This window comes from Glaciecola sp. MF2-115, assembly GCF_047250385.1.
In the GTDB taxonomy this organism is placed as follows: Bacteria; Pseudomonadota; Gammaproteobacteria; order Enterobacterales; family Alteromonadaceae; genus Glaciecola.
In genome coordinates, this window is sequence record NZ_JBLBVM010000054.1 from 204,846 (window position 1) to 228,937 (window position 24,092).

Below are 24,092 nucleotides of genomic sequence, written 5' to 3' on the forward strand. Positions count from 1 at the left end.
AACAAGTTACAAAAATTGGCGAATAACAAAATGTAAGCAAGCTTGTTTATATCAGACAAGTTGTAAGTAGGCACTGATAACAAGCGCTCTATTTCCAGAAATATTGAGCTTGAAAGTTGAGGTTTTTGACATACGTCACAATAGGGCAACAAAAACTTAAAAAATAAAGAATAGTAGTTGGCAGTAAAGCCGTGATCATTTATGGTTTGAATATATTGGAATAAAAATAAAGATTGTGTGGGAATTGAGCAAAATAGGCCCTTTTCAACATATTCACCAAGTTCAGGAATACAAATAATGAAGCGAAGCAAGAGTGCCAAAGCACAGGTTAGTCAAAGTCGTCATTCAAAATCAATAGTAGTCCATTCAGTAATAGCCACTCTCGTTCTATTATCCTCAGTCGCGCAAGTGGGCCAGCTATCAGCTCAAGAGATTGAGAGAAAAGGTGTCGCACATCCATTTTTTCAAGCTGAGGATATATTCGAATTAGAGTACGCTACAGACCCACAGGTATCGCCAAACGGTAAAGACATTGTTTACGTTAGACGTTCCAATGACATTATGACAGATAGCACGCGTTCCAGTTTATGGATAGTCGATGCTAAAGGAGAGAAGCACCGCCCTATCGTATCTTCAAAAAAGAATCACTATTCTCCAAGATGGTCTCCAGACGGTAAACGCTTAGCTTTCGTTTCTAACTCCGAAGGTAAGCCTCAGCTTTATGTGCGTTGGATGGACACTGGCCAACTAGCCTTAATAACAAACATTGAATCATCACCTTCATCAATCACTTGGTCACCCGATGGCAAAAACATTGCGTTTACGATGAGCGTGAAGTCGGACGAAAAACCGTTTGAAGTTAAGATGCCCAACAAGCCAAAAGGGGCTGATTGGTCTGAATCTTTCCAATATATCAGCAAAACTAGGTACCAAGCTGACGGCAACGGCGTACTTGAGCCCGCGTATACGCACATATTCATAGTACCTGCGGAAGGTGGCACAGCAAGACAACTTACCTCGGGTAACTATCACCACTCTGGTGATTTGAGTTGGGCTGCAAATAACCAGCAAATCTATTTTTCTGCTAATCGCTCGGATAACTGGGAGTATGAGCCTGGTGAGTCTGATATCTACAGCGTAGACATGTCGGGAGAGTTCAAGCAACTGACCAAAATGGCTGGCAAAGAGGACGACCCAATTGTATCACCAAACGGTAAGTATATTGCCTACGCTAAACGTGATGATAAGAAACTCGCGTACAGAAATACCTATTTACATGTGATGGATGTTAACGGTAAAAACGACCGCAACCTGTCTGCAAGCGTGGATAACTCGGTATCCAACTTTCATTGGAGGGGCGATTCAGGGCTTTATTACCAACAAACACTAAGAGGCATTACGCAAGTTGACTATGTGTCTTTGTCTAGCACAAAACATAGCAATATTGCATCAGGTTTAGGCGGAACGACTTTAGGCCGACCATATACAAGCGGCACTTTCGATTATGCTGACGGTACCTTTGCATTCACGAAAGGTCGACACGATCGTCCTGCCGATATTTTTGTTCAGCAGGGTAAAAAGCAAAGGCAGGTGACTGAGCTCAATGAAGATTTACTTGGACATAAAACCTTAGGCGCAATTAAAGAAATAACCTACAAATCCGCCATTGATGGCGAGGAAATACACGGCTGGTATATTTTACCTCCGGACTATGACAGCTCGAAGAAGTATCCACTGATCACTGAAATTCACGGTGGCCCTCATTTGGCTTACGGCCCTCACTTCTCTGCTGAAATACAACGGATGGCATCTGAAGGTTACATTGTATTCTATGATAACCACAGAGGTAGCACGGGTTATGGCGAACGATTCGCGCTTCTATTACAGAATAAGTATTCTTCCAAATATGATTTTTCAGATCATATATCGGGTGTTGATGCACTCATTGAAAAAGGATTAGTAGATCCCGAAAAGCTTTATATTACTGGTGGTTCGGCGGGCGGCATTGCCACAGCCTATGCAATTGGTTTAACAGATCGATTTAAAGCCGCTGTTGTAGCCAAGCCAGTCATCAATTGGTTATCTAAAGTGCTTACTGCCGATAGTGGCATGCATCAAATTCAACATCAGTTTCCGGGTATGCCATGGGAAGAAGTTGAGCACTACTGGCAGCGTTCTCCACTTTCCTTAGTAGGCAATGTGAAAACGCCAACGATGCTAATCACCGGTATGGAAGACAAACGCACCCCAATGTCAGAAACCGAGCAATACTATCAAGCGTTGAAGTTGCTTAAGGTCGATACAGTTCTAGTTAAAGTACCCGGCTCTTCGCATGGTATTGCTGGAAGACCATCTCGATTAATTGGGAAAGTTGAAAACATCTTGGCGTGGTTTAAGAAATATCAATAAGCTAAAAGGGCGTTGCAAAACGCCCTTACTTTAACTTGATATGACAAGCTTATCTCTACCCGACTTTTTAGCTTTTAATAGGGCTTGATCTGCACGTTCATTCACAGTGAAAAAATCAAGCATTACAAAATATATTAAGATTATTCAGCAAATTTCTTCTTAAGATAGTCACTTTGTAAATGCTTTAATATATTCATTGGCTCACATTTACCACCGTCTTCATTGAAATCAATCGGCCCTACTTTTGTCGCGACTTCTATCGCACGTTCATTGAGTACTTTGTTTCGTTTACCAATACCCATCAACGCTGCTCCCATTGCTAAACGCAGACTTGGTGAAATAGTAGGATCAAATATTTTCTGATTAATATCTTCAATGCAACTTAGGAAGTATTCATCCGTCAGCGCTTTGTTGCGTTTGTTTTTGGATAGCTCGTACAGCAGTCCGTAACCGCAACTTCTTCTCGTTTCATGTTTTGTTTGCGTCCATTCATTCGCAAGCTCAAAGGCGAGTGGTGATTTTGCTAACGTTGCGTCGCACGAACTAAAAACATGGGATAACAAACCGGCATTCAGCTCTTCCACCTGCTTTTCCGCTTGTTGTTTAGTGATTTGTTTGGGGTCGTCAATAAGTAAGGCTATTGTTTTCAGATCGTAAATATCCGACTCCCATAGTTCGAGGGAAAGCTCACGATTACGGCCTATTTGTTTAGCAAATTTTCTTAGCTGCGTAAGCCCAATACCAAAACTTTTAAGGCCGCTTGGATTCGCCATTTTAGCCCAATGCTCAATACCGCGTTGGTTTTGATTATCGTTGAGCAGTTTTATTAATTCGGATTTTTTCATAGTCTTAAGAATAGACTTCAAAGAGCACAAAATCTAGTCGTTTAGTAAGTGATAAAATCTACACTGTCTTACTTAATATAGATTAATTCGGAGTGATAAAATAAAAAACTTCTTTGACGATCATTCGCTATACTTAAACTTTATAAATCTACCAATATTACATTCGAACATATAGATATGCGTAAATGGATATTAACTAGCTTTATCAACTAATAGCAAAAAGGTAACTCAACATGGCGAAAGTGACAGGCTTAGGCGGTATTTTTTATGTCGTAGAAGATCCCGCTAGCACACGTGAATGGTATAAGGAAAAACTAGGCATTGATGGCGAATATGGGCCTCAACTTAATTGGTCGCTAGAAAAAGGTGAAAAGCCCTACTCTCTCATTAGTCATTTTAAAGACAATAACTACTTAAAACCCAGCTCGGCCAACTTCATGATCAATTTACGAGTAGACGACTTAGATGAATTCGTTGAACTGCTGAAAAGCAGAGATGTCGATATTATTGATGTGGTTGATGAAGGTTACGGAAAATTTGCCTGGTTACTCGATCCTAATGGCATCAAAATCGAGTTATGGCAGCAGATGGAAGCGCCTTAGACTCTAAAGAGGCGCTCAGCCTGCGTCACTAAACCTGATGTTACGCTACCAAAGTGATCACCAATGACAATTTCGAAATTGGGGAAAATAGACTTAATCCAATTTTGAATAACGGGCGACATCGCTGTGCCCCCCGTCACATATAGCACATCGGGTTCAGTCCCAGCTAAGTTAATAGCCTCCTTTAATAGATGCTCAAATTTATTGAGTTCATCGGCGATCGCATCACTCAAATCTGTTCGTTGAACGGGTATGTGCAAATCATTTTCAATGTAATCGAGCGATAGATCGATACTCGTTTTATCTGACAACAATATCTTTGCTAGCTCGGCACTGCGACTAACTCTAAGTCCTAACTTTTCATCCCTTAGTGTTTTTAGTCGGCGTAAGTTTTTATCCTTGCTTAACCTACAATATTCAGTCAATTCCTTGCCTGTTCTCGGTAGGTTGAAATCTTTTTGAGCGGCAACGTCATTCACGCTCACCGCTTGCCTAAACAAGTTATTAGGGACTGGAAGACCGTTGCTTAACATCGCATTTTTACCGAAGTGTGGCATCAAGGACATCAGCGCTAGCTTGTTATCTAAATCAATACCACCAATCCTTTGTCCGGTGTGACTTAGAATGCAGCTCTCTCTGTCTTGAATATGACGATAGCCTGGTCCTAGCTTGATCATCGAACAGTCAGTGGTTCCCCCACCTAAATCGAGAACCAACACCACTTTGTCTTCACTAAGTTGTCTTTCATAGTCATAAGCTGCGGCCACCGGTTCCATCAAAAACTCGACTTGTTTAAAGCCAACATTGGCAGCTGCATTGCCAATAATATCAAGCGCTTGTTGATTGCCATCTTGACCTAATAATCCATGAAAGTTAACTGGTCTCCCAATCACGATATCTGCTAGTTCGTTTTGTTCAATGAATTCAACTTCGCCCTTAATAAACGCCAGCATCTTTTCGACGATAATGGTAAACACCGCTCGTTGAGTGGCATTAATGTCTGCGCCTAGAAAAGACTTCGGTGATTTAATGTAAAAGCCACTTTCAGGAACTGCAATATGGCTTAACTCAGCCTCCTCTCCAAAGATGATCTCTCCGCCTAAACGCAAAGCTTCTGCCATGTTATTAACGGTTTGACTGATGCTTGATGTTTGCCTGTGTTCTTTTCTGAGTTGATGTCGGGCCGAACTAATAATAGCCTCATGGTTAGTAATACTGCCGTTTTTCAATTGAATTTGCTTGATTTGGGCAACCCTTGCCGCGATCTCAGAATCTAACAGTTGAGCAGGAGGCATGATTTCGTTTTGAACGAAAAGAGCAGAAGGCATCCTATTTTTGCCATTGTCTAGAGGGACTAATTTCGGCTGTTGCTCCTTCATTACACCGATGGAACAATTCGACGTACCGAAATCAAGACCTGCAAACATATACTCTTGTCCTTTTTTAAAGTGATGAATAGATAAATAACGCGGGGTAGTATAAAGATATATACAAAAAAATCCCGCGCTAATGTACGAGATTCTTAGCTAGAGCTTAATTTAATAAAAAATTTTTAGAAGCTAGCGCTTACATTTATAAATGCACTTACGGCCAGTTAAATCATATACAGTACCTAGTGGATTACATTTGTGAAATTAGAGTTTACTTCAGGTAGCACGGGTCGTCTGGTAAACACCAGTAATCGCTTTAGACTTTTAGTATCACGCTCGTTATATTAGTAAAAATCACATCCATTGAAGCATATTCTGGCGGTACTTAATGTTGAAACTAATTTTGTTTGTCGCTTTAGTTAGCGTGTTCTTACAAGCACAGGCGAATCAAAACCTAAGATTCGAATCAACGCACGAAATAAAGTCAAAAGTACTAGAGGAACAACGCACATATTATGTGTATTTGCCTCCTTCATATCACTCTTCGAACAATCGCTACCCTGTTATTTATGTACTTGATGGTGACATGCATCGCTTCAAAGCGATTAGCGGTATGCTCGAGGGTTTAAGCACGGATACGCTTGAGAAGCAGGTTCAAGAGGCAATTGTTGTCGCCATCCCTAACAGCGAGAATGCCATTAGAGAGCGCGATCTAACGCCAACAAACATTAAGCAATGGACGTTTAAAGATAAAGTTTTGCAGGAGTTTGATGGTGATATTGGTAACGCTAACAAGTATATCTCGTTTTTTTCGAACGAACTTATTCCTGAAATCAATAAAACATATCGAACTTCAAGCAAACGCGTTTTGATTGGCGAATCGTTTGGTGGCTTGTTTGCGGCATATGCATTGATTTCTGAACCGTCGACTTTCAGTGATTATTTGATCATTGATCCGACCTCTTTGTGGGACAATAACTACTTAAACAAAGCAATAGCCAAAGCAAGATTTTCTAGTTTAGAACTTAGTGCCGACGTATTTATTGGCTTTGCTAATAATGCCGCTCTCGGTGATATTGGTTTGACTAACCTCGCTTGGGGTAGAGAGTTTTATACCAATCTGAGCATGAATAAATCGGAACAATTTAATGTCAAAGAGCAGTACTTTGAGCAAGAAACTCATGGTACGGTGGCATTATTAAGTTGGTATCATGGCTTGCGATATCTACTAGCAAGTAACGACAACTAAGTTGTGCAATTGGGACATGACCGACAATTATAAGTCGGGAGACTCCGCTAGGTAAGTCTCCCGTATCTTAGATTTCGATATAAAGTGCACATCAACTACCACACTTTTTTATTTTGAACCAAAAGCTAGTGCCAGAGCACTTAAGGCTTGGGCTCTCTCTTCTATCATTTTAGCCTCAGAATATACAGTTTCGCTTTGAGCAAGGTTCTCATTCGCGGCATCATTTATGCTGGCAATGTTCATTGTTATTTCTTTAGAAACCATACTTTGCTCTTCAGACGCCGCCGATATTTGTATAGTCAAATTGGCTATGACTGAAACATCGTCATACACCTTAAAGACGATATCTCGTGTCGATGTCGTTTCATTTACACAAGCATCAGCGGCCTCCTTACCTTTAGCCATAGAATTCGACCAAGTCAGTAAGGTCGATTGCATTTCACCAACTGATTTTTGTATTTGTTCTGTCGCTGAATGAGTACGACTCGATAATGCTCGAACTTCATCTGCTACAACCGAGAATCCTCTTCCTTGCTCTCCAGCCCTCGCCGCTTCTATTGCCGCATTCAGTGCTAGTAAATTTGTTTGATCTGCAATACCCTGAATTTCCTGCATGATAGATCCAATACGCTCAGCTTCCGTTACTAGTCCATTCGCAGTCTCTGCCGAACTAGACACATCAACCGCTAGATCAGCAACTCGCTCCATTGTTTTCGCCATTGAATCCGTTGCGATACGACAATCCTTATGCACAGAATCTACCTTTTCAGATGTGTTGACTGTATTGATCGCTACTTCAGCTATCGACGCTGACATTTCTTCCATCGCCGAACTGACTTGCAATAACTCATTAACCTCAGTTTCGACACCATTCTTTGAAGCCGCAGAGGTTTGTTTAAGTGATGTTACTCTTCCTGTTAGTGATTTCGTGCTATCCGTAATACGACCCAATATAGTTTTGACATTTCCCTCGAGTATTTTAGAGTTAAAGTCAAAAACGCTAAGAGCGCCTCTCCCGCTGAATATATACCTAGAGATACTGTCATATGACTGACGAATTTGCTTAACATTTTCGCCCAGGCTAATAAGTTCTTGCTTGAAGAATAAATACGGTAAAAATACAATCAGCAAAGCAAAAAATGGCTGCCAAAAAGAGAGCCCCGCAAGACCTAAACCAAGTCCGATATTAATTGAATGACGAAGGGTAAAGTTGAAAGCAAAATCATCGTTTCGGTGATTTTTTTCATTGAGTTGTTTGTAAATTTTTTCAGCTTGCTTGCGGTACTCTGGCTTCAAAACAGTCCGCACAGATTGATAGCCCGTTAGCTTATTATTTTCAAACACAGGTGTTACAAAAGCATCGACCCAATAATAGCGACCGTCTGTGCACCTATTTTTTACTGCCCCTCTCCAAGCTTGACGCGCTTTAAGCTTTTTCCATAAATCAGCAAAGGCTTCTTTAGGCATGTCAGGGTGGCGCACTACATTGTGATGTTGACCGATTAGGTCGGATTTTTCGAAACCTGCGACTCTGCAGAATTCAGAGTTAGCATACGTAATGACACCTTGTGTATCAGTTACCGACACTAATTCTTCATGCTCACCAAATGTAACTTCCTCATCTATTATGTGCTGATTTTTTTTGCTCATAAATTAGGATACCTATGTAATTTTATGTGAATTTTGATAGTGGTGAATACGCTTTATTTTATTAACACCCGTTTATCTGTATCTGTTTTAGTCTAGACTTCTTGAGTGAAATTTGAGCATTTATTTTAATAATTTCAATAAAAAAACAAAAAGAGCCCCCTCGGTTCACTAGTAGCTAGTAAATTACTCAGTGAAATTAATAAGCACCTTCAGCATAAGTTAATTCATAACTGTGACTATAAATCTCTAGGATATTACCAAATGGGTCTTCCATATAAATCATACGATAAGGCTTTTCTCCTGGGTAATAGTATCTAGGTGCCTTCATGCGTTTTTTGCCGCCGGCAGCTACAATTTTCTCTGCAAGTTCCTCTAAGTTAGGATCTTGCACGCAAAAGTGGAAAACTCCTGTTTTCCAATATTCAAAATTGTCTTCAGGATCCTTTTGATTACTGAATTCGAAAATTTCAACACCCACTCTGTCTCCCGTCGATAAATGCGCGATCCGAAAGTGCTTCCAGCCTTTACCGAAAACATCCGTGCACATTTCACCAATTGCTGAATCATCTTCCACAATTTCAGTAGGTTTCATAATTAAATACCAACCAAGTACTTCTGTATAGAAACGCACTGCAGCTTCTAAATCGGGAACGGAAATACCTATATGTGAAAATGTTCTTGGGTATGCCTTGCTCATAAAATTATCCTCATATTGTTTAGTGGCGCTTACTATAACGCCCATGATAAAGTATAAAAAATTATGTTTAATTATGAATTTAAGTATTTTTTGTAATGATAAATCAAACTTGGTTAAAAACCTTTTGTACACTCGTTGAAACCGAGCATTTCACGCGAACGGCTCACAAACTATTTATGACTCAGTCTGGTGTCAGCCAGCATATTAAAAAACTAGAGCAGCAACTGGACCACCAATTGATCGTGAGGGAAGGGAAATCGTTCTCCTTAACGCCAACAGGACGGCAGCTATATACAAAAGGCCTTGAGTTATTGCGCTCTGGCGAAGAGCTGAGCGCTTTGATAAAGCAAGACAATGCATTTGTAGGAAACATAAAGATAGCTTCTCCCGGTAGTATTGGCTTATCCCTCTACCCCCATTTAATGAGCCTTCAAGAGAAGCATTCTAAGTTAAGCATTGATTTTACTTTTGCGCCAAATAAATCGATTGAACGCAGTTTAGTGGACGGTGAAGTTGATGTTGGACTAATAACAATGCTATTCAATAACCCTAAATTACGCACAGAAAAGCTAGCAGAAGAGCCACTAGTTCTGGTGACATCCAGTGAAGTCAAAATTATTAATTGGCAAATACTACAGGACATAGGATTTGTTTCGCATCCAGATGCCGCTCATCATGCCAGCTTATTACTCAGCGAAAATTTTTCCGCGTTTAGTCACGTTGATCAGTTTAAACACCGTGGTTTTTCAAATCAGATTAGCTTAATTTTAGAGCCTGTTAGCAGAGGGGTTGGTTTTACCGTCTTGCCACTAAATGCAGCGAAGTCCTATCAAAAGCAGGGTTCGATAAATATTCACAGACTTCAAAATACCGTATGTGAAACTCTCTATTTATGTGAAAATAAGCAAGTCGTTTCATCAAACCGAGTAAAATTAATTAAATCCACAATCAAAGACTTCTTACGAAAAGTAGGTGCGGCTTAGAGTTTTTACACAAGATATTTCACTAATTTAAATATACTATAGCCGCAGATTTTTATGTTAGAAGTCATCAAAACGGTGGTATGCAAACACACCCGTTTTACCATATTTAAACACTTAGGAAGCACCTTTTGATCCCAGTTGAATTAATACTATTGGCACTCAGCCCCATTTTCGTTGTATGTGTTGTATTGGAATTCGTTAAGGCTAGACAATATTTCAATATTAAAGATAGCGTGAATAATGCCGTGCTAGCTGCGCTTCACCAGGGCTCAGATGCGATTGCTTTGCTCCTGCTAATGCCATTTTTCATTTGGCTTCATCAGTTTGCATTCTTCAACATTGAACTGAGTATTTGGACGCTTTTGCTTGGTTTTCTTATTCAAGATTTTCTTTATTATTGGTTTCATCGAGCGTCACATACCATTCATTGGTTTTGGCTCGCACATGTGGTGCATCACAGCTCGCCCTTTATGAACTTCACGACGGCCTTTAGACAAAGTATTTTTTACCCTATTGTTGGCATGTGGCTGTTTTGGATGCCGATGATCATTATTGGTTTTTCTCCCAGCATTGTCTTTTTGATTGTTGCGCTAAACTTAGGCTACCAATTTTTTGTGCACACACAGACCATCCGCAAATTAGGCTGGCTTGAAAAGATATTTAATACGCCTACACATCACCGAATTCATCACGCAATTAATCCGCCGTACATTAATAAGAATTATGCTGGCGTGCTAATAGTGTGGGACAAATTATTCGGCACATTTGTTGAAGAAGATCCGAAATTAACGATTGAGTATGGCATTGTAGGTGAGATGCCAAAGGCCAACCCGATAAGCGCCAATTGTCATCAATTTGTGAAGATGTTCAAGGCCCTCAGACAAGCCAGTGGATTGAAAGCGAAGTTGAAAGTCGTTTTCTCTGATCCGACTCATAGTGAGCAATTGTAATCCGCGTTTACCCTTAAATATTCTATCGGCTTTGAAGATCCTAGGTCGCCTGATAGTATGAGTTGATTATTTTAAACATAAGATCATTAGCGAAGTTATTAAGATGCAGAAAACACTAGTACTGACCGGTGGCAGTTCAGGGATAGGGCTTGCTATAGCCGCAAAATTTGAGGCCAATGATTATCGAGTTATTAATCTCGATATTCAGTCAGGTAAACATGGCGAGTATATTCATTGCGATGTCACTGACCACGCGCAGGTCAGCAGTACCATAGCAAGCATCGCTACAAATAACCCGATAAACGTGCTTATCTGTAACGCGGGTAAGCATGTTTCGGCGAATATTGAGGAAACAAGTGAAGCTGAACTTTTGGCGCTTTTCAATTTGAATGTGAAAGGGGCCTTCTCCGCCACACAAGCCGCTTTACCTTCAATGAAGCTCAATGGCGGGGCGATACTTTATATCGCGTCTGAACAAGCCTTAGTGGCCAAAACTAACTCCTTCGCCTACAACTTAAGTAAACACGCATTGGCATCAATGGCTAAAACAACTGCCCTGGACTATGCGAAGTTCAATATCCGCGCGAATGCTTTATGTCCAGGTACCATAGAAACGCCCCTTTATCACAATGCGATTGATCGGTATTGCAAGCAAAGCGGTGCGGACAAAGCAACCGTACACGCTGAGGAAGCTGCAGCTCAGCCCCTTGGCCGCATAGGTCAACCTGAAGAAGTGGCCGCAATGGCATATTTTTTAGCGTCTGATGAAGCAAGCTTCGTTACTGGCAGTCTGCAGGTAATGGACGGCGGCTATACCGCGGGCTAAAAAAGCAAATAGGGAGAATCATAAAGGTGAGCAAAGTCCGTATTATCGATCCCCACCTACACCTTTTCGACCTGCAACACGGCGAGTACCACTGGTTAAAGCCTGAGAACCCGCCTTTATGGCCTGATAAACATGTCATTCGTAAAACCAATAGCGATAAGTATCTGCAAAAGCAATCATCCTTCGAACTTGCCGCTTATGTGCATATTGAAGCGGGTTTCGATAATCAGTCTGGCGAGCGAGAGATTGCGAACATTGAAGCTCGAGCGAGCCTGCCCCACCGCTCAGTAGGGTTTATTGATATCACTCTTGATCCCGAAGTGTTTATGATCCAGCTCCGAACTCAAGCGCAACACAAAAGTACCATAGGCGTTAGACATATCTTTGAAGATACCGAATTACCTGAAAAAAGTACCGTTATCACGCTGTTAGAGAATATTAATTCTTTTATAAATTTAACGCTTCTAGCGAAGCATAACGGCGTATTCGAGCTACAATTTGATATGAATAACCCAGAGCTAGTGGTTCAGGTTTTTACATTCTTTCAGCGCATTCCAAACTTACAACTAGTAATCAATCACGCTGGTTTCGCACCAACTGCTTATGAATTGCGGAAAACAGAAGATTCTGATCGGCTAAGCTCAGCCTTTATGGATTGGAAAGCCAACACTCAATTACTAGCTAGACTGCCTAGGATTGCGGTGAAATGCTCAGGCTTTGAGATGATGGCACGAGATTACTCTGTAGAGCACATTCAAGCAGTTATAAGTCACTGTATCGACGCCTTTGGTTACGAGAACGTGATGCTGGCGAGTAACTTTCCTTTGTGCGAGCTGTCTTTATCCTATGAAGCGTATTGGCTGCAGCTTTTCTCTATTGTCGAGTCATTAACTTCAAATGGTAACTGCTTACCTGAGCATAAAAAAGCGTTGTACTATGACAACGCTTATCGTATTTACCAGTTTGATAGAATCAGCTGAGTAGCCAATTAAAGCTTATTTTACAGTCACATGAGGTGAGCGTTTCACCAGATCATCATTTAACTCTATGCCGATACCGGGTAAGTCTGGTACTTTGAACTTGCCGTTAACTGGTTGATAATCTTGAATACATAACTCACGATTCCAAGACTTAATCGCATATGTGTGGTGTTCATGAATTAGGAAGTTTGGAATGGCCGCTTCTAATTGCAAAGACGCCGCCGTCGCAACAGGCCCGCCGCAAACATGGGCTTGCACTCGAATATCGTATACATCTGCATAGTCACACACTTTCTTAGCTTCAGTGAATCCGCCACATAAACCAACGTCCGGTTGCAGGACGTCGATGCTTTGGTCCTCGAAATACGGTCGGCAATCCCAGCGATGATATAAACGTTCTCCACCGGCAATAGGCACTTTCACGTTCTCCGATACTTTTTTATGCACCGCTGAATTGAGGTAATTAACAGGCTCCTCGAACATCATGCAACCCACTTCTTCAACGATTGCACCCATTTGAATCGCAGAGGCGCATCCCATTAGGGAGTGTGCTTCAAAGATAATATCAACCTCATCACCCACTTCTTGGCGAATAGCACGCAAGCGATCGCCAAATAGCTTCATTTGTTTTGGTGTGAATAATTTGGTGCGATCGTAACTAGAATCACCATTCTCATCGTAAACGATAGGGTCAACTTTCACCGCGTCATAGCCTTCTGCCATGGCTTTGCTAGCTGCGCGTGCATAGTCTTCAGGCGTCAGCATTTTAATGCAATCTTGGCTCCAATCGAATTGCAGTTGGCTGGCGTAAGTACGCAAATTGTCGTTTGTTTTGCCCCCAAGCAGCTGATAGACAGGCACATTCAATGCTTTACCCTTTATGTCCCACAAAGCTGTATCAATGGCGCTCATCGCCGCGTACAAGACTGGACCGCCACCTAAACCCCAAAAGCTTTCACGCAACATGCGCGACCACAGCAGTTCAGTTTTAAAAGGGTCAAAGCCGATGAGCACCGCTTCCGCTATTTCTTTGATCATCGCTGCAGCGGCACTGTGCCCCCAATCATAAGCTAAACCTGCCTCGCCTACCCCATGAATGCCTTCGTCGGTATGAACGCGCACGAAAATTGGGTTCCAAGGTGGACGTTCCGGGCAATGAATATCAAAAATTTCTACATGGGTAATTTTCATTCTTAACTCTCTGTTCTCATATATTTCGTAAAGACAATGTGATGCATCGATAACGGTATGCTTCGATAACGGTATGATTCTATTTAAAGATCAAAATCAGGATAAGCACGTTTCACTCTTCGCATCATTGCTGGCCAGGCTTTTTGACCACCTGTTAAACCCGTGTGCACTATGTTTGCTTGCGCTTTAATACCATCAATAATGCTTTGGTTTACGGTAGTCAGTTGGTTGTTGGTGTTCTGCATTTTTACTTGTACTTCACATGCTCGAAGTAAGTCATACATATGCATAAACGCATCACCAATGGTGTTGCCCATGGTCAAAGCGCCATGATTTCTCAATAGCATGAAATTGGCATTCCCTAAGTTATTTTGCAGACGTTTAATCTCATCAGGGTTAACAGCCAGACCTTCATAGTCGTGGTAACTCATACTAGCCAAGGCAAAAGCCGAATATTGGCTGTATGGTTGGAGACCATCTTTATAACTAGCAACTGCAATTGCATCGGTGTGATGAAGGTGTAATGCACATTGGGCTTCTGGACGAGCAATATGCACAGCGCTATGAATGGTAAAGCCTGCAGGATTGATAGAGAACGAAGATTCTTTATCAATTACATTACCTTCAATATCAATTTTTACTAAATTTGATGCAGTCACTTCCTCAAATGCTAAACCAAATGCATTTATCAGCAAATCTTCAGTGCCTGGAATACGAGCCGAAACGTGAGTGTGAATTAAATCGTCCCATCCATGCATAACGAGTAGTCGATAACAGGCTGCTAATTCGACGCGAGTTTGCCACTCTTCGGCTGGCACTTTGCCTTTTAAATCTATATGAGGAATTTCGTACATAAGCCTTTTCAATCAACTCAATTAGGTTTGAAGATATAACAAAGATGATAGCACGCGGTAAAAACTTGGGAACAGAACTTTGTGAGATATGATATTCAAGTGCTTTAAAGAGAGGAATAGAGAGCTTAAAGGCATATTGAGAATTTGAAGATTGTGGAATTAATGAAACAGGCGTATCTACGCCTGTTTCTGGGTACTAAGTTTTATTGTTACATTGTTGCAAATATCGCTGTACCAATGCTGAGCACGATACCCAGCACAAAGAACACTAAGTAAATAACCATCAAAATACCAATAAACTTCCAAAATGACTTTTGGTAAGTCAATGCCTGAGTTAGTTCGGCCATGCTACGCGTTTTATTTGCTACGCCGATTGCTTTTGAATATTTGTATAAGTAAAAAGGTGGAATGAATGCAATCAGCGCAAATACTAAATAAAGTAAGCCCATACCGATGCCAAAGCCAGCACCTATGCCCGCTCCGTTTGCACCCCCCATCAGTGCAGCCCCCATACCGAACATCATCGCAAGTCCACCGAGTACCATGAAAGCACATGAGATGAATCCCAAAATAGCGCAAAGGCTTACCCAGGGTTTGGTTTGTAGCAAAGGTGCGATAAGGTCATCGAAGGATTGCTGCTCTGGCGTCATAGTTGTGTTTTCTATCGTGTCCGTAGTCATATTATTATTTCCTTTTTATAGATGTTTTTATTTTCATAAACGTTAAGCTTCTGAGCATATTATCTTAGTTTGTTATTCTTGCGCAAATTAAGCAAATAGCGAGTGAACAGTATCTTTTCATTGTTTGCTCTTTCATAAAAAAAGGGTCTGCAAAGCAGACCCCTTTCTGAATTTACCTAAGCTCGCCGCATTATTGTGTTTGCAACGAGACTAACTTTTTTATAACTCTTCAATACCCATGTTGTACAACACAAAACCATAGATATCAGCATACTGTTCTATTGTTTTGCTAATTGGCGTTCCCGCACCATGACCTGCATCGGTCTCGATACGGATAAGCGTTGGGTTATTACCTTCTTGGAACTCTTGTAGTACCGCAGCAAACTTGAATGAATGCGCAGGAACAACGCGATCATCATGGTCAGCTGTCGTCACCATCGTCGCTGGATATTCAACGCCTGACTTCACGTTATGTACTGGCGAATAGCCTTTCAAGTATTCAAACATTTCTTCGCTTTGCTCAGAAGTACCATAGTCATATGCCCATCCTGCGCCTGCGGTGAATGTGTGATAACGCAACATGTCCAAGACACCCACTGCTGGCAAGGCAACTTTAGCTAGATCAGGGCGTTGCGTCATAACCGCGGCCACTAATAAGCCACCGTTTGAGCCGCCACGTAATGCCAAATAGTCACTGCTAGTGTACTTATTATCAATGAGGTATTCGGCCGCAGCAATAAAGTCGTCGAACACATTTTGCTTTTGCATCTGTGTACCGGCTTTATGCCATGCTTTACCATATTCACCGCCACCACGGATATTAGGTACTGCATATATACCACCTAGTTCAAGCCACGCAGCAACCGTGGAGCTAAAGCTTGGTGTTAGGCTAACGTTGAAACCACCATAGCCATATAGCATGGTTGGGTTTGTACCATCCAACTTAGTGTCTTTATGATGCGTAATGATCATGGGTACTTTTGTTCCGTCTTTCGACGCATAGAATACTTGCTTGGAAACAAACTTAGAGCCATCAAACTTCGATGCAGGTTTGTTGAACAAGGTCGACTTGCCGCTTTCAATATCAAGCGCATAAATCGTTGTTGGTGTGGTGTAGTTGCTAAAGGTGTAATAGCTGGTTTTTGCATCAAACTTCGCACTACTCATACCTGCTGAACCAATGTCTGGCATCTCGATAGTACGCAGCTGTTCGCCTTCAAGGTTGTATTGATACACCTTTGAAATAGCGTCGACCATGTATTCTGCAAAAATGTAGCCACCCGCAGTGCTTGGCGACAATACATTTTTGGTTTCAGGAATGAGATCTTTCCAGTTTTCAACACTTGGAGATTTCGCATCGACCATCACGATTTTTCTGTTTGGCGCATTATGGTTGGTAACCAAATACAACATATCGCCTTTACTCGTGAGCATAGACACATCATTTTCAATAGTGTCTATCAGTGTTTTCCAGCCAGCGTTAGGCTGCGATAAGTCTTTTAAGTATGCTCGGTTGCCTGAAGTAGAGTTGGCAGCTGAAACAAGTAAGAAACGATCATCTTCGCTTACTTGAGCACCCACATAACGATGTTTCTCAGCATCCGTGTGGCCATAAACTTTCAAGTCATCAGCTTGTGTTGTACCAATCTTGTGATAGTACAATTTATGCTGATCTGTTTTTTGACTTAGCTCTGAACCTTCTGGCTTATCGTAACTAGAATAATAAATCCCTTCGTTTTTGTACCATGACAAACCGCTAAATTTAACATTCTCTAATTTGTCGGCTAGTAGCTCTTTGGTGTCGGTATTCATCACATAAACTTGACGCCAATCACTGCCGCCAGTCGAGGTCTGATAAGCAGCTAAGGAGCCGTCAGCAGAGAACGACAATCCGGCTAATGAAACCGTACCATCTTCACTAAATTTATTAGGGTCGATGAAAATTTCTGGCTCACCGCCGTCTTTTGAACGATATACAATGCTCTGGTTTTGCAAGCCATCATTTTTGTAGAAGTAAGTATATTCACCTTCTTTAAAAGGAGCAGACACTCTTTCATAGTCGAGTAAGTCTCTCACGACCTCAGCAATTTTTTCTTTGTATGGAATGTTAGCTAAGTAGGCTTGTGTTGTTGCATTTTGGCTTTTTACCCAAGCTTCTGTCTCTTCGCTACGATCGTCTTCCAACCAACGGTAAGGATCAGCCACTTGCTGACCGAAATAAGTATCGACCACTTCGCCTTTGGCTGTAATCGGATAATCAATGCTGACTACCTGTTTCTTTTTACTCGCTGTTTCAGCCACTGCTGCCTCCTCTGAACTTGGCTGACAAGCCATTAATCCACCGGCTATTGTTAATGCCAATAACGCTTTTGCTGTTGTTTTCATGTCGCTCCTCTTGTCTTTGTTTTTATTCTAATTGTAGTTAAGGGAATATCAGTTTTATGCCTAAATACCTGTTCAGGCCTCGTTAGCTATTTGTGTAAGGGCTTGTTGAAAAACTTCAACAGGCTGGCCACCACTAATTAAGTGTTTATTATTAACTATTACCGCTGGTACCGATTGCACACCGGCGCTTTGGTAGTGATGTTGTAATTTACGAACATCATCTTCAAATTGATCTGAATCTAGTACTTTTTTTGCTTCGTCACTATCCAAACCAACACTTTTAGCTGTTTGAATTAACTGGGCATGATCACTCGGGTCGCCACTTTCTTTAAAGTACAAGTCGAACAATGCTAGTTTTAATTCAGTTTGCTTGCTCAGAGACTTCGCCCAATGCAGTAAACGATGTGCGTCGAAGGTATTGTAAATACGACCGCCACCGCGGTTGCCAAATTCATAACCAACACTCAAACCACGTTGCTTTATTGCCTCGCGGTTTTGATCAGCCTGTTGCTGTGAAATCTGGTACTTCTGCGTTAGATGCTCATTGATTTCTTGCCCCTCTGGCGGCATTTGAGGGTTTAACTCAAAAGGCTGCCATTCAATGCTTGCCGTAATTTCGGGCGAAATATTAGCCAAAGCTGTTTGTAAGGCTTTGTATCCGATAATACACCAAGGACACGAAACGTCAGATACAATATCAATTTTTAATTCAGTCGCCATTCTTATTTACCCTGTTGAACTGTGAATCGAGGGCGGTAGTAGCAAACATCTAAGTTTCCAGTTCCTTTATAATGAAAGAAGTCATTGTCTAAGGTGCGAGCACCTTGCAATCGTGCTTGAAAATCCTCACTGTCAACATAGTTACGCGTAAAATTCATTTGTTGCTCATTTGTAAGCTGGCTGCCAGTCCTTACTTTCAGAATTTTACTGCGTTTAGTTAAGTCTTCTATTACACCACCACCCACATTTGGATTGCCACGCTGCATAGCTTGCACTTTATCCATGCCATATATGACCTGGGCAAACACCGACATATTTCGATCTAAATGACGAGGAGCCTGACCAATCACGATATAAAATTCTGTGGAGCCTGAATCTGCTTCATTATTCCTAGCCATCGCTACTGCACCAGGACAATGCAATAACCATTCTTGCTTGTCTGTCACATTGCGCCCTGCCGGAAAGCCCTGAATGAAACCTGTTTGCTGCGCTAAAAGTGCTGGCGATTGAACGGTAATGAAATCAGAGTTGTTTGTAAAAGGGCGAGTAAACTCTGGCGCCAAATTCGCACGATGCTTAGCAGGCTTCTTTTCAGTCACATCACCACCTTGAGCAACAAATCCATCTATGACTCGGTAGAAGTCTAATCCATCATAAAACCCTTCCTCTACTAGGCCCTTAAATTGCGCGACACTTTTTGGTGCTATGAAGGGAGCTAGCTCCATCACTATCAAGCCCGTATCAGCATATAGGTAAATTAAATTCTCTTGTTTCACCTGATACTTAGCCTGTGTTTTCTCTGCATCTTCAGAATAGGCATTGAAGGCTACGGTAAAAAGCGAACTTAAAAAAGCAGCCGCCATGAGGCTTGTTCGTGTGGTTTTCCAGCGCATATATATTCCCTTTAAGTTGGGTTGTTATCAACGAATAATAGATAAAAACTCTTTGAATTTCGAGTCCTTACAATTTTTCATTAATTCGAATAAGCACATTTCGGCACTTGTAATGCTCACTCCCTGTGCTTGTAATTTATTGATTGCGACTTGCCTATTAGACTCTTCTCTAGAGCTTACGCAATCGCTCACCAATTCCACTGATTTCCCCATAGCCTTTAAACCCATCACCGTTTGATATACGCAAACATGTGCTTCAATACCGCAAACTAAATAATGCTCAAGATCTATTTTGTTCAGCTCATCAACAAAATGCGGTTCAGCACAAGCATTGAAAGCGAACTTTGTGATACATGGGTAAGAGGCCAGTAAGGGCTGTAACTCTGAGTCAGTTTTGCCTAGTTTTTCAGGATTCTGTTCAACAACAATGATGGGGATCTCTAAAAGTGAACAAGCTTTTATGAGCTTGGATACATTTGCAAACATCGCATCACTGTTATGCACCAGGCGTGAAAGTTTGCCCTGAATGTCGACAACGATTAAACCAGTATTTGTTCTTTTTAACACTTTATTTAATCCTTATGAGGTCAAGCAAAAAGAGTTAATAATTGAGCCTGCAGATGAATAAGCTGATTTAAAGCTTAGTGGAAAATATGAGACTTGTACATCCATTACGCTTGTTAGAAGATAGCTAACAAATGTGAAACGAATAGCGATAACAACTGAACCATGACTGCCTATTTTGCAAATGCACTTTTTGATGGTGAATCGATACATCAATCCGTTTTTTTTCAGCTTGAAAATGGTTTTATCACGTCAATAGAAACGAATGTTGAACTTGATGCTTTGCAAAAAGGCACGACTCATCTGGACGGTTTAGTGAGCGCAGGATTCATTGATACACAAGTGAATGGCGGTGGTGGCGTTTTGTTTAATCATGAACAAAGCGTCGATGCCTTAGCTGAGATGGCGGCCGGTCATGCACAGTTTGGCACTACATCTATGCTTCCTACATTAATAACAGACAGCATGCAGAAAATGGATTCTGCGGCAAATGCTGTTGCTCTTGCGATCGCTCAGGATATTTCAAGTATTGTCGGTATCCATTTTGAAGGGCCACACATTAGTTTGCCGAAGAAAGGAATACATTCTGCACAACATGTGCGTTCCATTTCAGATGCGGAACTGCAAACATTTACTCGTAAAGACATTGGTAAAGTACTTATCACTGTTGCGCCAGAGAATTTACCCACCGACATTATTTCGGAATTGGTTCAAAATGGCGTAATCGTCTCCCTTGGTCATTCAGCGGCAAGCTTAGAAACCACAATGCAAGCCATTGATGCCGGAGCACGCGGCTTCACGCATTTGTTCAATGCAATGTCCGGACTCACCGCTCGCGAACCAGGCTTGATTGCCGCGGCATTAAATGATGTACGCGTAAGCTCTGGCTTGATAGCAGATATGCACCATGTTGCACCTTACAATTGCTTGTTAGCCTACAAATGTATTGGTCCCGAACGATTAATGCTCGTCACCGATGCCATGGCACATGTAGGATCTGATATCAGCACCTTACCTTGGCTCGATTCAACAATCACACGTCACGATAGCAAGTTAACACTCAATGACGGTAGTTTGGCTGGCTCTTGTTTAGATATGGCAAGCGCGGTTCGTAATATGTATGGCTGTATTGCTGATGCGAAAACTGCTGAGGTGTCAATAGCTGAGGCGCTAACGGCTGAGACACAAATAACTGACACCAAAACAGCTCAGTCGAAAATGAATGAGGCGACAATAAATGAGGCGAAAGAAACTGCTTTGAAGAATACCCTAAACATGGCGAGCAAAGTGCCAGCGAGGTTTTTGGGCTTAAACAATGTCGGCACTTTAAGAGTTGGCCAACAAGCAGATTTTGTTCTGCTTGATGACCAACTTTCAGTGGAGGCTAGTTGGCGTAAGGGACTACTTCTCCCCTAGCCATTCCACTCTAAACAAGTCACGTCGCTTATCCAGATAGTTGCGCACCGAACCTTCATTTTGAAGCTTTGTGAGCTTATCAAAATCAAGATCGACAATTAGCATCATCTCTGTATTTGGCGTAGTTTCAGAAACGATAGCATCATGTGGGAAAGCAAAGTCAGACGGCGAGAAAACTGCCGTTTGAGCATACTGAATATCCACGTTATCAACCTGCGGTAAGTTACCTACACTACCTGCAATTGCAACGTAACATTCGTTCTCTATTGCTCTGGCTTGAGCACAACGACGCACACGCAAGTAACCATTTTGAGTGTCTGTCCAGAAGGGCACAAACAGCACCTGTATCTCTTGTTCTGACAGCAAACGAGCCAGCTCAGGAAACTCAACGTCGTAACAAATCAGTATGCCAATTTTACCAAAATCGGTATCAAAGGATTGCAATTTATTACCGCCCTTCATGATCCATTCTTTCTTCTCATGAGGCGTTAGCTGGAGTTTATACTGGCTTTCAATTTGACCATCGCGGTGACATAGATACGACACGTTAAACAGCTCTTCACCTTCCACAACTGGCATCGAACCAGCGATGATATTGATATTGTAGGAAACCGACAAACGTGAAATTGCCGTAAGAATCTCTTCTGTATACTCTGCTAAATGCCATATTGCATCAATAGAGCTTTCACCATCACTCAAACCCATGAGTGGTGCGTTGAAGAATTCAGGGAATAAAGCAACATCGCACTTGTAGTCGGACAAGGCATCCACAAAATACTCTACTTGCTGGAGCAAGCCTTCAACATTCTCAAAGTAGCGCATTTGCCATTGCACGCAACCTATTCTTGCCGTTGAGCGCTTACCACCAATTAAACTTGGTTTTTCAGCATCGTAATACATGTTGTGCCATTGCAACAAAGTAGCGTAACCCAAAGAGTCTTTATCTTCGGGTAAATAGGCTTTCATCACTTGTTTCACGTCAAAACCATTAGACAATTGAAAAGTGAGGATCGGATCCACAAGATCCTTAGATTTCACTTGTTCAATATACTCATACGGCGTGAGCTCATGTGCGTGCTTTATATAATTAGGAATACGACCACCGGCCATAATCGAACGCAAATTCAGGTTTCGCACAAGCTCTTTACGCGCTTCATATAGGCGTCGACCTAAGCGCAAACCGCGGTATTCTTTAGATACAAACACGTCTACACCATACAGCACATCGCCATTTGGATCGTGCGTGGTGATGTAAGCATCACCGGTAATTTCTTCGTAGGTGTGCTTGTCACCAAACTGTTCGTAGTCAACTATCACCGACATGGCAACAGCCACTACCTTACCTTTATCTTCGATACAGATTTGGCCATCGGGAAAAGTCGAAATTTGTGCTTTGAATTGTTTGAACGGCAGTGCACCACCGACACGTTGATATATCGACTCTTGAAGCTCTCGAATATCATCGTAATCATCTAAGCGACATTGCCTGAGCTCTAATAAGTGCTCACCTTCTTCATTCGAATTTACAGTTTCTTTAATTGGCATGCATTCCTCAAAAACGTAATTACATTTACACCGAATTTCGTAGTCTAGCAGGAATTTGAAGTTTGAATAGTCGAAGTGTAAAGCCACCTAAGTTTAGCTCGAGAAAAAGCATCTTACTTAGGTGACTAAAGTAGGTGTTTTGTATCAAGTCGATGCTATAAAACCACCGGCTTTCTTACGACAACATCGATTACCGCGTAGTCGAGCACCTCAAAAGAAGCTGCATCAAAAGGAGGTACACCATACATGCCCACATTGTTACTAAAGCCATAACCGTCTTGTGGTAAACCTGCGGCATTTATATCCATTTTACCGTTGCTATTGATGTCATGTAGTACTTTAAGTGCATAAGTTCCCTCAGCGAGGTCAGTGAAGCTGATGCTCACCGTATCACCAATTGCCTCTACAGTTGTGTACTGAACAGGCTTTCCTTCGTTGTTGTATGCTTCAGCATTATCATAGATTGCGACCATAAGCTGACCAACTGGGCGATCGATTTGCGTGAAGTTAACATCTAAGTTACCTGCTTGTGCGCCGATTGCAGTAAGCGAGCAAAGTGCTAAAGTTGAAGTAGCGATAATGTTTTTAAGTAAGTTTGTTGAAGTTTTCATTTTGTCGTTTCCTGTATTTAGTTGACAGGATTAGAATAGCGCGCCGCGCAAATCAAGGAATGTGCCATAGGTACTTTTATTTAGTATGACTTTTGGCCTACTGCAATAAAGGCCTAAGTGAAATGTTTGTTAGTCGCATTTAACGACGCTGATGTCTGCCTTAATTTCTTCTGGCTTGAACCATGTAATGGTTTTGACAGGTTCGTTCATTTCAAATACGTAAGGTGTTGTTGAGGCTTTCATCGTGTCTGTTGATTTACGCAGAGGATGTGCCGTCTTGTCACAATAGAGATAAAACTCGGTCTGCTGCAAATTACGCTCTTGGTGTGCTTCCTTGCCCTTGAACAATCCACAAAACAATTCAGTATCGCCATTCGTTTGATTAACAGAATCGGTAAATTCACCTGAAGGAAGAATTAATTCATAACTTACGTCGCCGTTACTATCCTTATTGGGGCTGAGTGAATAACTGCGTCCACTAGGGGTTTTGATCACAACCGTTGTTGCTTTTCCTTCTTTATCGAAGGGGTGGCTGGAATCGTTCCAATAAACCAACGAATGACAAGTTTTGCCATTGTACTCATACGACGAGGTTCCGGAATAAAGGTGACTTGTACAGCCAGAAACTAAAACAATTAAGCCCAGTGTTAGTGTATTTTTCATCATCATTCC

Annotated in this window: 22 protein-coding genes; 8 read left to right on the forward strand and 14 right to left on the reverse strand. The window is 41.7% G+C overall.

The genetic code is table 11. From position 1 onward, the window contains the following. Positions 1 to 297: 297 nt before the first annotated feature. Entirely contained in the window at positions 298 to 2,409 is a 2,112-nt protein-coding gene (locus tag ACKLNX_RS12905; RefSeq protein WP_412972649.1) for a prolyl oligopeptidase family serine peptidase, read from the forward strand. A gap of 140 nt (positions 2,410 to 2,549) precedes the next feature. Here ACKLNX_RS12905 and ACKLNX_RS12910 read toward each other — a convergent pair whose 3' ends face one another. Beyond that, positions 2,550 to 3,254: a DNA alkylation repair protein gene (locus ACKLNX_RS12910; protein WP_412972650.1), complete on the reverse strand. Its 705-nt coding sequence runs from the start codon at positions 3,252 to 3,254 to the stop codon at positions 2,550 to 2,552. A 233-nt stretch (positions 3,255 to 3,487) separates the two neighbouring features. Between ACKLNX_RS12910 and ACKLNX_RS12915 the strand changes: the two genes are divergently transcribed. After that, positions 3,488 to 3,856, forward strand: coding sequence for a VOC family protein (locus tag ACKLNX_RS12915; protein ID WP_412972651.1), 369 nt, complete (start codon positions 3,488 to 3,490; stop codon positions 3,854 to 3,856). Here the strand turns inward: ACKLNX_RS12915 and yegD are convergent. Next, a complete protein-coding gene (yegD, locus tag ACKLNX_RS12920; RefSeq protein WP_412972652.1) occupies positions 3,853 to 5,283 on the reverse strand; it encodes a molecular chaperone in 1,431 nt (476 codons plus the stop codon). The genes ACKLNX_RS12915 and yegD overlap by 4 nt on opposite strands. Positions 5,284 to 5,614: 331 nt before the next feature. Between yegD and ACKLNX_RS12925 the strand changes: the two genes are divergently transcribed. Further along, positions 5,615 to 6,475 carry an alpha/beta hydrolase gene (locus tag ACKLNX_RS12925; protein WP_412972653.1) on the forward strand — a complete coding sequence of 287 codons (861 nt, stop codon included), beginning with the start codon at positions 5,615 to 5,617 and terminating at the stop codon, positions 6,473 to 6,475. Positions 6,476 to 6,583: 108 nt separating this feature from the next. On the opposite strand, the gene ACKLNX_RS12930 is transcribed toward ACKLNX_RS12925, so the two are convergent. Together ACKLNX_RS12930 and ACKLNX_RS12935 are read right to left on the reverse strand one after the other, a co-directional pair. Next, complete coding sequence (locus ACKLNX_RS12930; protein ID WP_412972654.1) at positions 6,584 to 8,125, reverse strand: methyl-accepting chemotaxis protein; 1,542 nt, start codon at positions 8,123 to 8,125, stop codon at positions 6,584 to 6,586. A gap of 196 nt (positions 8,126 to 8,321) precedes the next feature. Next, the gene (locus ACKLNX_RS12935) at positions 8,322 to 8,822 is read right to left on the reverse strand and encodes a lactoylglutathione lyase family protein (RefSeq protein WP_412972655.1); all 501 of its coding nucleotides are present in this window, start codon (positions 8,820 to 8,822) and stop codon (positions 8,322 to 8,324) included. A 95-nt stretch (positions 8,823 to 8,917) separates the two neighbouring features. On the opposite strand from ACKLNX_RS12935, the gene ACKLNX_RS12940 reads away from it, so the two are divergent. The 4 genes from ACKLNX_RS12940 (at position 8,918) to ACKLNX_RS12955 (ending at position 12,561) form a co-directional block, all read left to right on the forward strand. Then, complete coding sequence (locus ACKLNX_RS12940) at positions 8,918 to 9,805, forward strand: LysR family transcriptional regulator (protein WP_412972656.1); 888 nt, start codon at positions 8,918 to 8,920, stop codon at positions 9,803 to 9,805. A 128-nt stretch (positions 9,806 to 9,933) separates the two neighbouring features. Further along, a complete protein-coding gene (locus ACKLNX_RS12945) occupies positions 9,934 to 10,755 on the forward strand; it encodes a sterol desaturase family protein (RefSeq protein WP_412972657.1) in 822 nt (273 codons plus the stop codon). Positions 10,756 to 10,858: 103 nt separating this feature from the next. After that, positions 10,859 to 11,581: an SDR family NAD(P)-dependent oxidoreductase gene (locus ACKLNX_RS12950; protein ID WP_412972658.1), complete on the forward strand. Its 723-nt coding sequence runs from the start codon at positions 10,859 to 10,861 to the stop codon at positions 11,579 to 11,581. 26 nt (positions 11,582 to 11,607) lie between these two features. Beyond that, on the forward strand, positions 11,608 to 12,561 hold the full coding sequence (locus tag ACKLNX_RS12955; protein WP_412972659.1) for an amidohydrolase family protein: 954 nt from the start codon (positions 11,608 to 11,610) through the stop codon (positions 12,559 to 12,561). Between the two features lie 15 nt (positions 12,562 to 12,576). Here ACKLNX_RS12955 and ACKLNX_RS12960 read toward each other — a convergent pair whose 3' ends face one another. The 7 genes from ACKLNX_RS12960 to ACKLNX_RS12990 form a co-directional block, all read right to left on the reverse strand. Then, the gene (locus ACKLNX_RS12960) at positions 12,577 to 13,752 is read right to left on the reverse strand and encodes a mandelate racemase/muconate lactonizing enzyme family protein (RefSeq protein ID WP_412972660.1); all 1,176 of its coding nucleotides are present in this window, start codon (positions 13,750 to 13,752) and stop codon (positions 12,577 to 12,579) included. 83 nt (positions 13,753 to 13,835) lie between these two features. Further along, entirely contained in the window at positions 13,836 to 14,606 is a 771-nt protein-coding gene (locus tag ACKLNX_RS12965) for a class II aldolase/adducin family protein (RefSeq protein ID WP_412972661.1), read from the reverse strand. Positions 14,607 to 14,815: 209 nt separating this feature from the next. Then, positions 14,816 to 15,286, reverse strand: a complete 471-nt coding sequence (locus ACKLNX_RS12970) for a DUF5362 family protein (protein ID WP_412972662.1) — start codon at positions 15,284 to 15,286, stop codon at positions 14,816 to 14,818. 219 nt (positions 15,287 to 15,505) lie between these two features. After that, complete coding sequence (locus ACKLNX_RS12975; protein WP_412972663.1) at positions 15,506 to 17,671, reverse strand: prolyl oligopeptidase family serine peptidase; 2,166 nt, start codon at positions 17,669 to 17,671, stop codon at positions 15,506 to 15,508. A 72-nt stretch (positions 17,672 to 17,743) separates the two neighbouring features. Next, positions 17,744 to 18,391 carry a DsbA family oxidoreductase gene (locus tag ACKLNX_RS12980; protein ID WP_412972664.1) on the reverse strand — a complete coding sequence of 216 codons (648 nt, stop codon included), beginning with the start codon at positions 18,389 to 18,391 and terminating at the stop codon, positions 17,744 to 17,746. A 2-nt stretch (positions 18,392 to 18,393) separates the two neighbouring features. Continuing rightward, positions 18,394 to 19,284: a peptidylprolyl isomerase gene (locus tag ACKLNX_RS12985; RefSeq protein ID WP_412972665.1), complete on the reverse strand. Its 891-nt coding sequence runs from the start codon at positions 19,282 to 19,284 to the stop codon at positions 18,394 to 18,396. A gap of 27 nt (positions 19,285 to 19,311) precedes the next feature. Beyond that, entirely contained in the window at positions 19,312 to 19,851 is a 540-nt protein-coding gene (locus ACKLNX_RS12990; RefSeq protein WP_412972666.1) for an isochorismatase family protein, read from the reverse strand. A 162-nt stretch (positions 19,852 to 20,013) separates the two neighbouring features. Here ACKLNX_RS12990 and nagA point away from each other — a divergent pair, with 162 nt between their 5' ends. Further along, positions 20,014 to 21,264 (forward strand): N-acetylglucosamine-6-phosphate deacetylase, encoded by a 1,251-nt coding sequence (gene nagA / locus ACKLNX_RS12995; protein ID WP_412972667.1) that lies wholly within the window; start codon positions 20,014 to 20,016, stop codon positions 21,262 to 21,264. Here the strand turns inward: nagA and ACKLNX_RS13000 are convergent. The 3 genes from ACKLNX_RS13000 to ACKLNX_RS13010 form a co-directional block, all read right to left on the reverse strand. Beyond that, positions 21,250 to 22,809, reverse strand: a complete 1,560-nt coding sequence (locus ACKLNX_RS13000) for a bifunctional GNAT family N-acetyltransferase/carbon-nitrogen hydrolase family protein (RefSeq protein ID WP_411692399.1) — start codon at positions 22,807 to 22,809, stop codon at positions 21,250 to 21,252. The two genes, nagA and ACKLNX_RS13000, sit on opposite strands and share 15 nt — an antisense overlap. 155 nt (positions 22,810 to 22,964) lie before the next feature. Next, entirely contained in the window at positions 22,965 to 23,420 is a 456-nt protein-coding gene (locus ACKLNX_RS13005; RefSeq protein WP_412972668.1) for a DUF2141 domain-containing protein, read from the reverse strand. A gap of 129 nt (positions 23,421 to 23,549) precedes the next feature. Next, on the reverse strand, positions 23,550 to 24,083 hold the full coding sequence (locus ACKLNX_RS13010; protein ID WP_412972669.1) for a hypothetical protein: 534 nt from the start codon (positions 24,081 to 24,083) through the stop codon (positions 23,550 to 23,552). Positions 24,084 to 24,092 lie beyond the last annotated feature (9 nt).

What these genes read in the sequence shown, in the direction of transcription:
- ACKLNX_RS12930 (WP_412972654.1), bottom strand. Translation starts at nt 8,125, where the DNA reads ATGAGCAAAAAAAATCAGCACATAATAGATGAGGAAGTTACATTTGGT.
- ACKLNX_RS13000 (WP_411692399.1), bottom strand. Translation starts at nt 22,809, where the DNA reads ATGCCAATTAAAGAAACTGTAAATTCGAATGAAGAAGGTGAGCACTTA.
- ACKLNX_RS13010 (WP_412972669.1), bottom strand. Translation starts at nt 24,083, where the DNA reads ATGAAAAATACACTAACACTGGGCTTAATTGTTTTAGTTTCTGGCTGT.
- ACKLNX_RS12935 (WP_412972655.1), bottom strand. Translation starts at nt 8,822, where the DNA reads ATGAGCAAGGCATACCCAAGAACATTTTCACATATAGGTATTTCCGTT.
- ACKLNX_RS12960 (WP_412972660.1), bottom strand. Translation starts at nt 13,752, where the DNA reads ATGAAAATTACCCATGTAGAAATTTTTGATATTCATTGCCCGGAACGT.
- nagA (WP_412972667.1), top strand. Translation starts at nt 20,014, where the DNA reads ATGACTGCCTATTTTGCAAATGCACTTTTTGATGGTGAATCGATACAT.
- ACKLNX_RS12905 (WP_412972649.1), top strand. Translation starts at nt 298, where the DNA reads ATGAAGCGAAGCAAGAGTGCCAAAGCACAGGTTAGTCAAAGTCGTCAT.
- ACKLNX_RS12915 (WP_412972651.1), top strand. Translation starts at nt 3,488, where the DNA reads ATGGCGAAAGTGACAGGCTTAGGCGGTATTTTTTATGTCGTAGAAGAT.
- ACKLNX_RS12925 (WP_412972653.1), top strand. Translation starts at nt 5,615, where the DNA reads ATGTTGAAACTAATTTTGTTTGTCGCTTTAGTTAGCGTGTTCTTACAA.
- ACKLNX_RS12940 (WP_412972656.1), top strand. Translation starts at nt 8,918, where the DNA reads ATGATAAATCAAACTTGGTTAAAAACCTTTTGTACACTCGTTGAAACC.
- yegD (WP_412972652.1), bottom strand. Translation starts at nt 5,283, where the DNA reads ATGTTTGCAGGTCTTGATTTCGGTACGTCGAATTGTTCCATCGGTGTA.
- ACKLNX_RS12965 (WP_412972661.1), bottom strand. Translation starts at nt 14,606, where the DNA reads ATGTACGAAATTCCTCATATAGATTTAAAAGGCAAAGTGCCAGCCGAA.
- ACKLNX_RS12970 (WP_412972662.1), bottom strand. Translation starts at nt 15,286, where the DNA reads ATGACTACGGACACGATAGAAAACACAACTATGACGCCAGAGCAGCAA.
- ACKLNX_RS12985 (WP_412972665.1), bottom strand. Translation starts at nt 19,284, where the DNA reads ATGCGCTGGAAAACCACACGAACAAGCCTCATGGCGGCTGCTTTTTTA.
- ACKLNX_RS12980 (WP_412972664.1), bottom strand. Translation starts at nt 18,391, where the DNA reads ATGGCGACTGAATTAAAAATTGATATTGTATCTGACGTTTCGTGTCCT.
- ACKLNX_RS12975 (WP_412972663.1), bottom strand. Translation starts at nt 17,671, where the DNA reads ATGAAAACAACAGCAAAAGCGTTATTGGCATTAACAATAGCCGGTGGA.
- ACKLNX_RS12950 (WP_412972658.1), top strand. Translation starts at nt 10,859, where the DNA reads ATGCAGAAAACACTAGTACTGACCGGTGGCAGTTCAGGGATAGGGCTT.
- ACKLNX_RS12910 (WP_412972650.1), bottom strand. Translation starts at nt 3,254, where the DNA reads ATGAAAAAATCCGAATTAATAAAACTGCTCAACGATAATCAAAACCAA.
- ACKLNX_RS13005 (WP_412972668.1), bottom strand. Translation starts at nt 23,420, where the DNA reads ATGAAAACTTCAACAAACTTACTTAAAAACATTATCGCTACTTCAACT.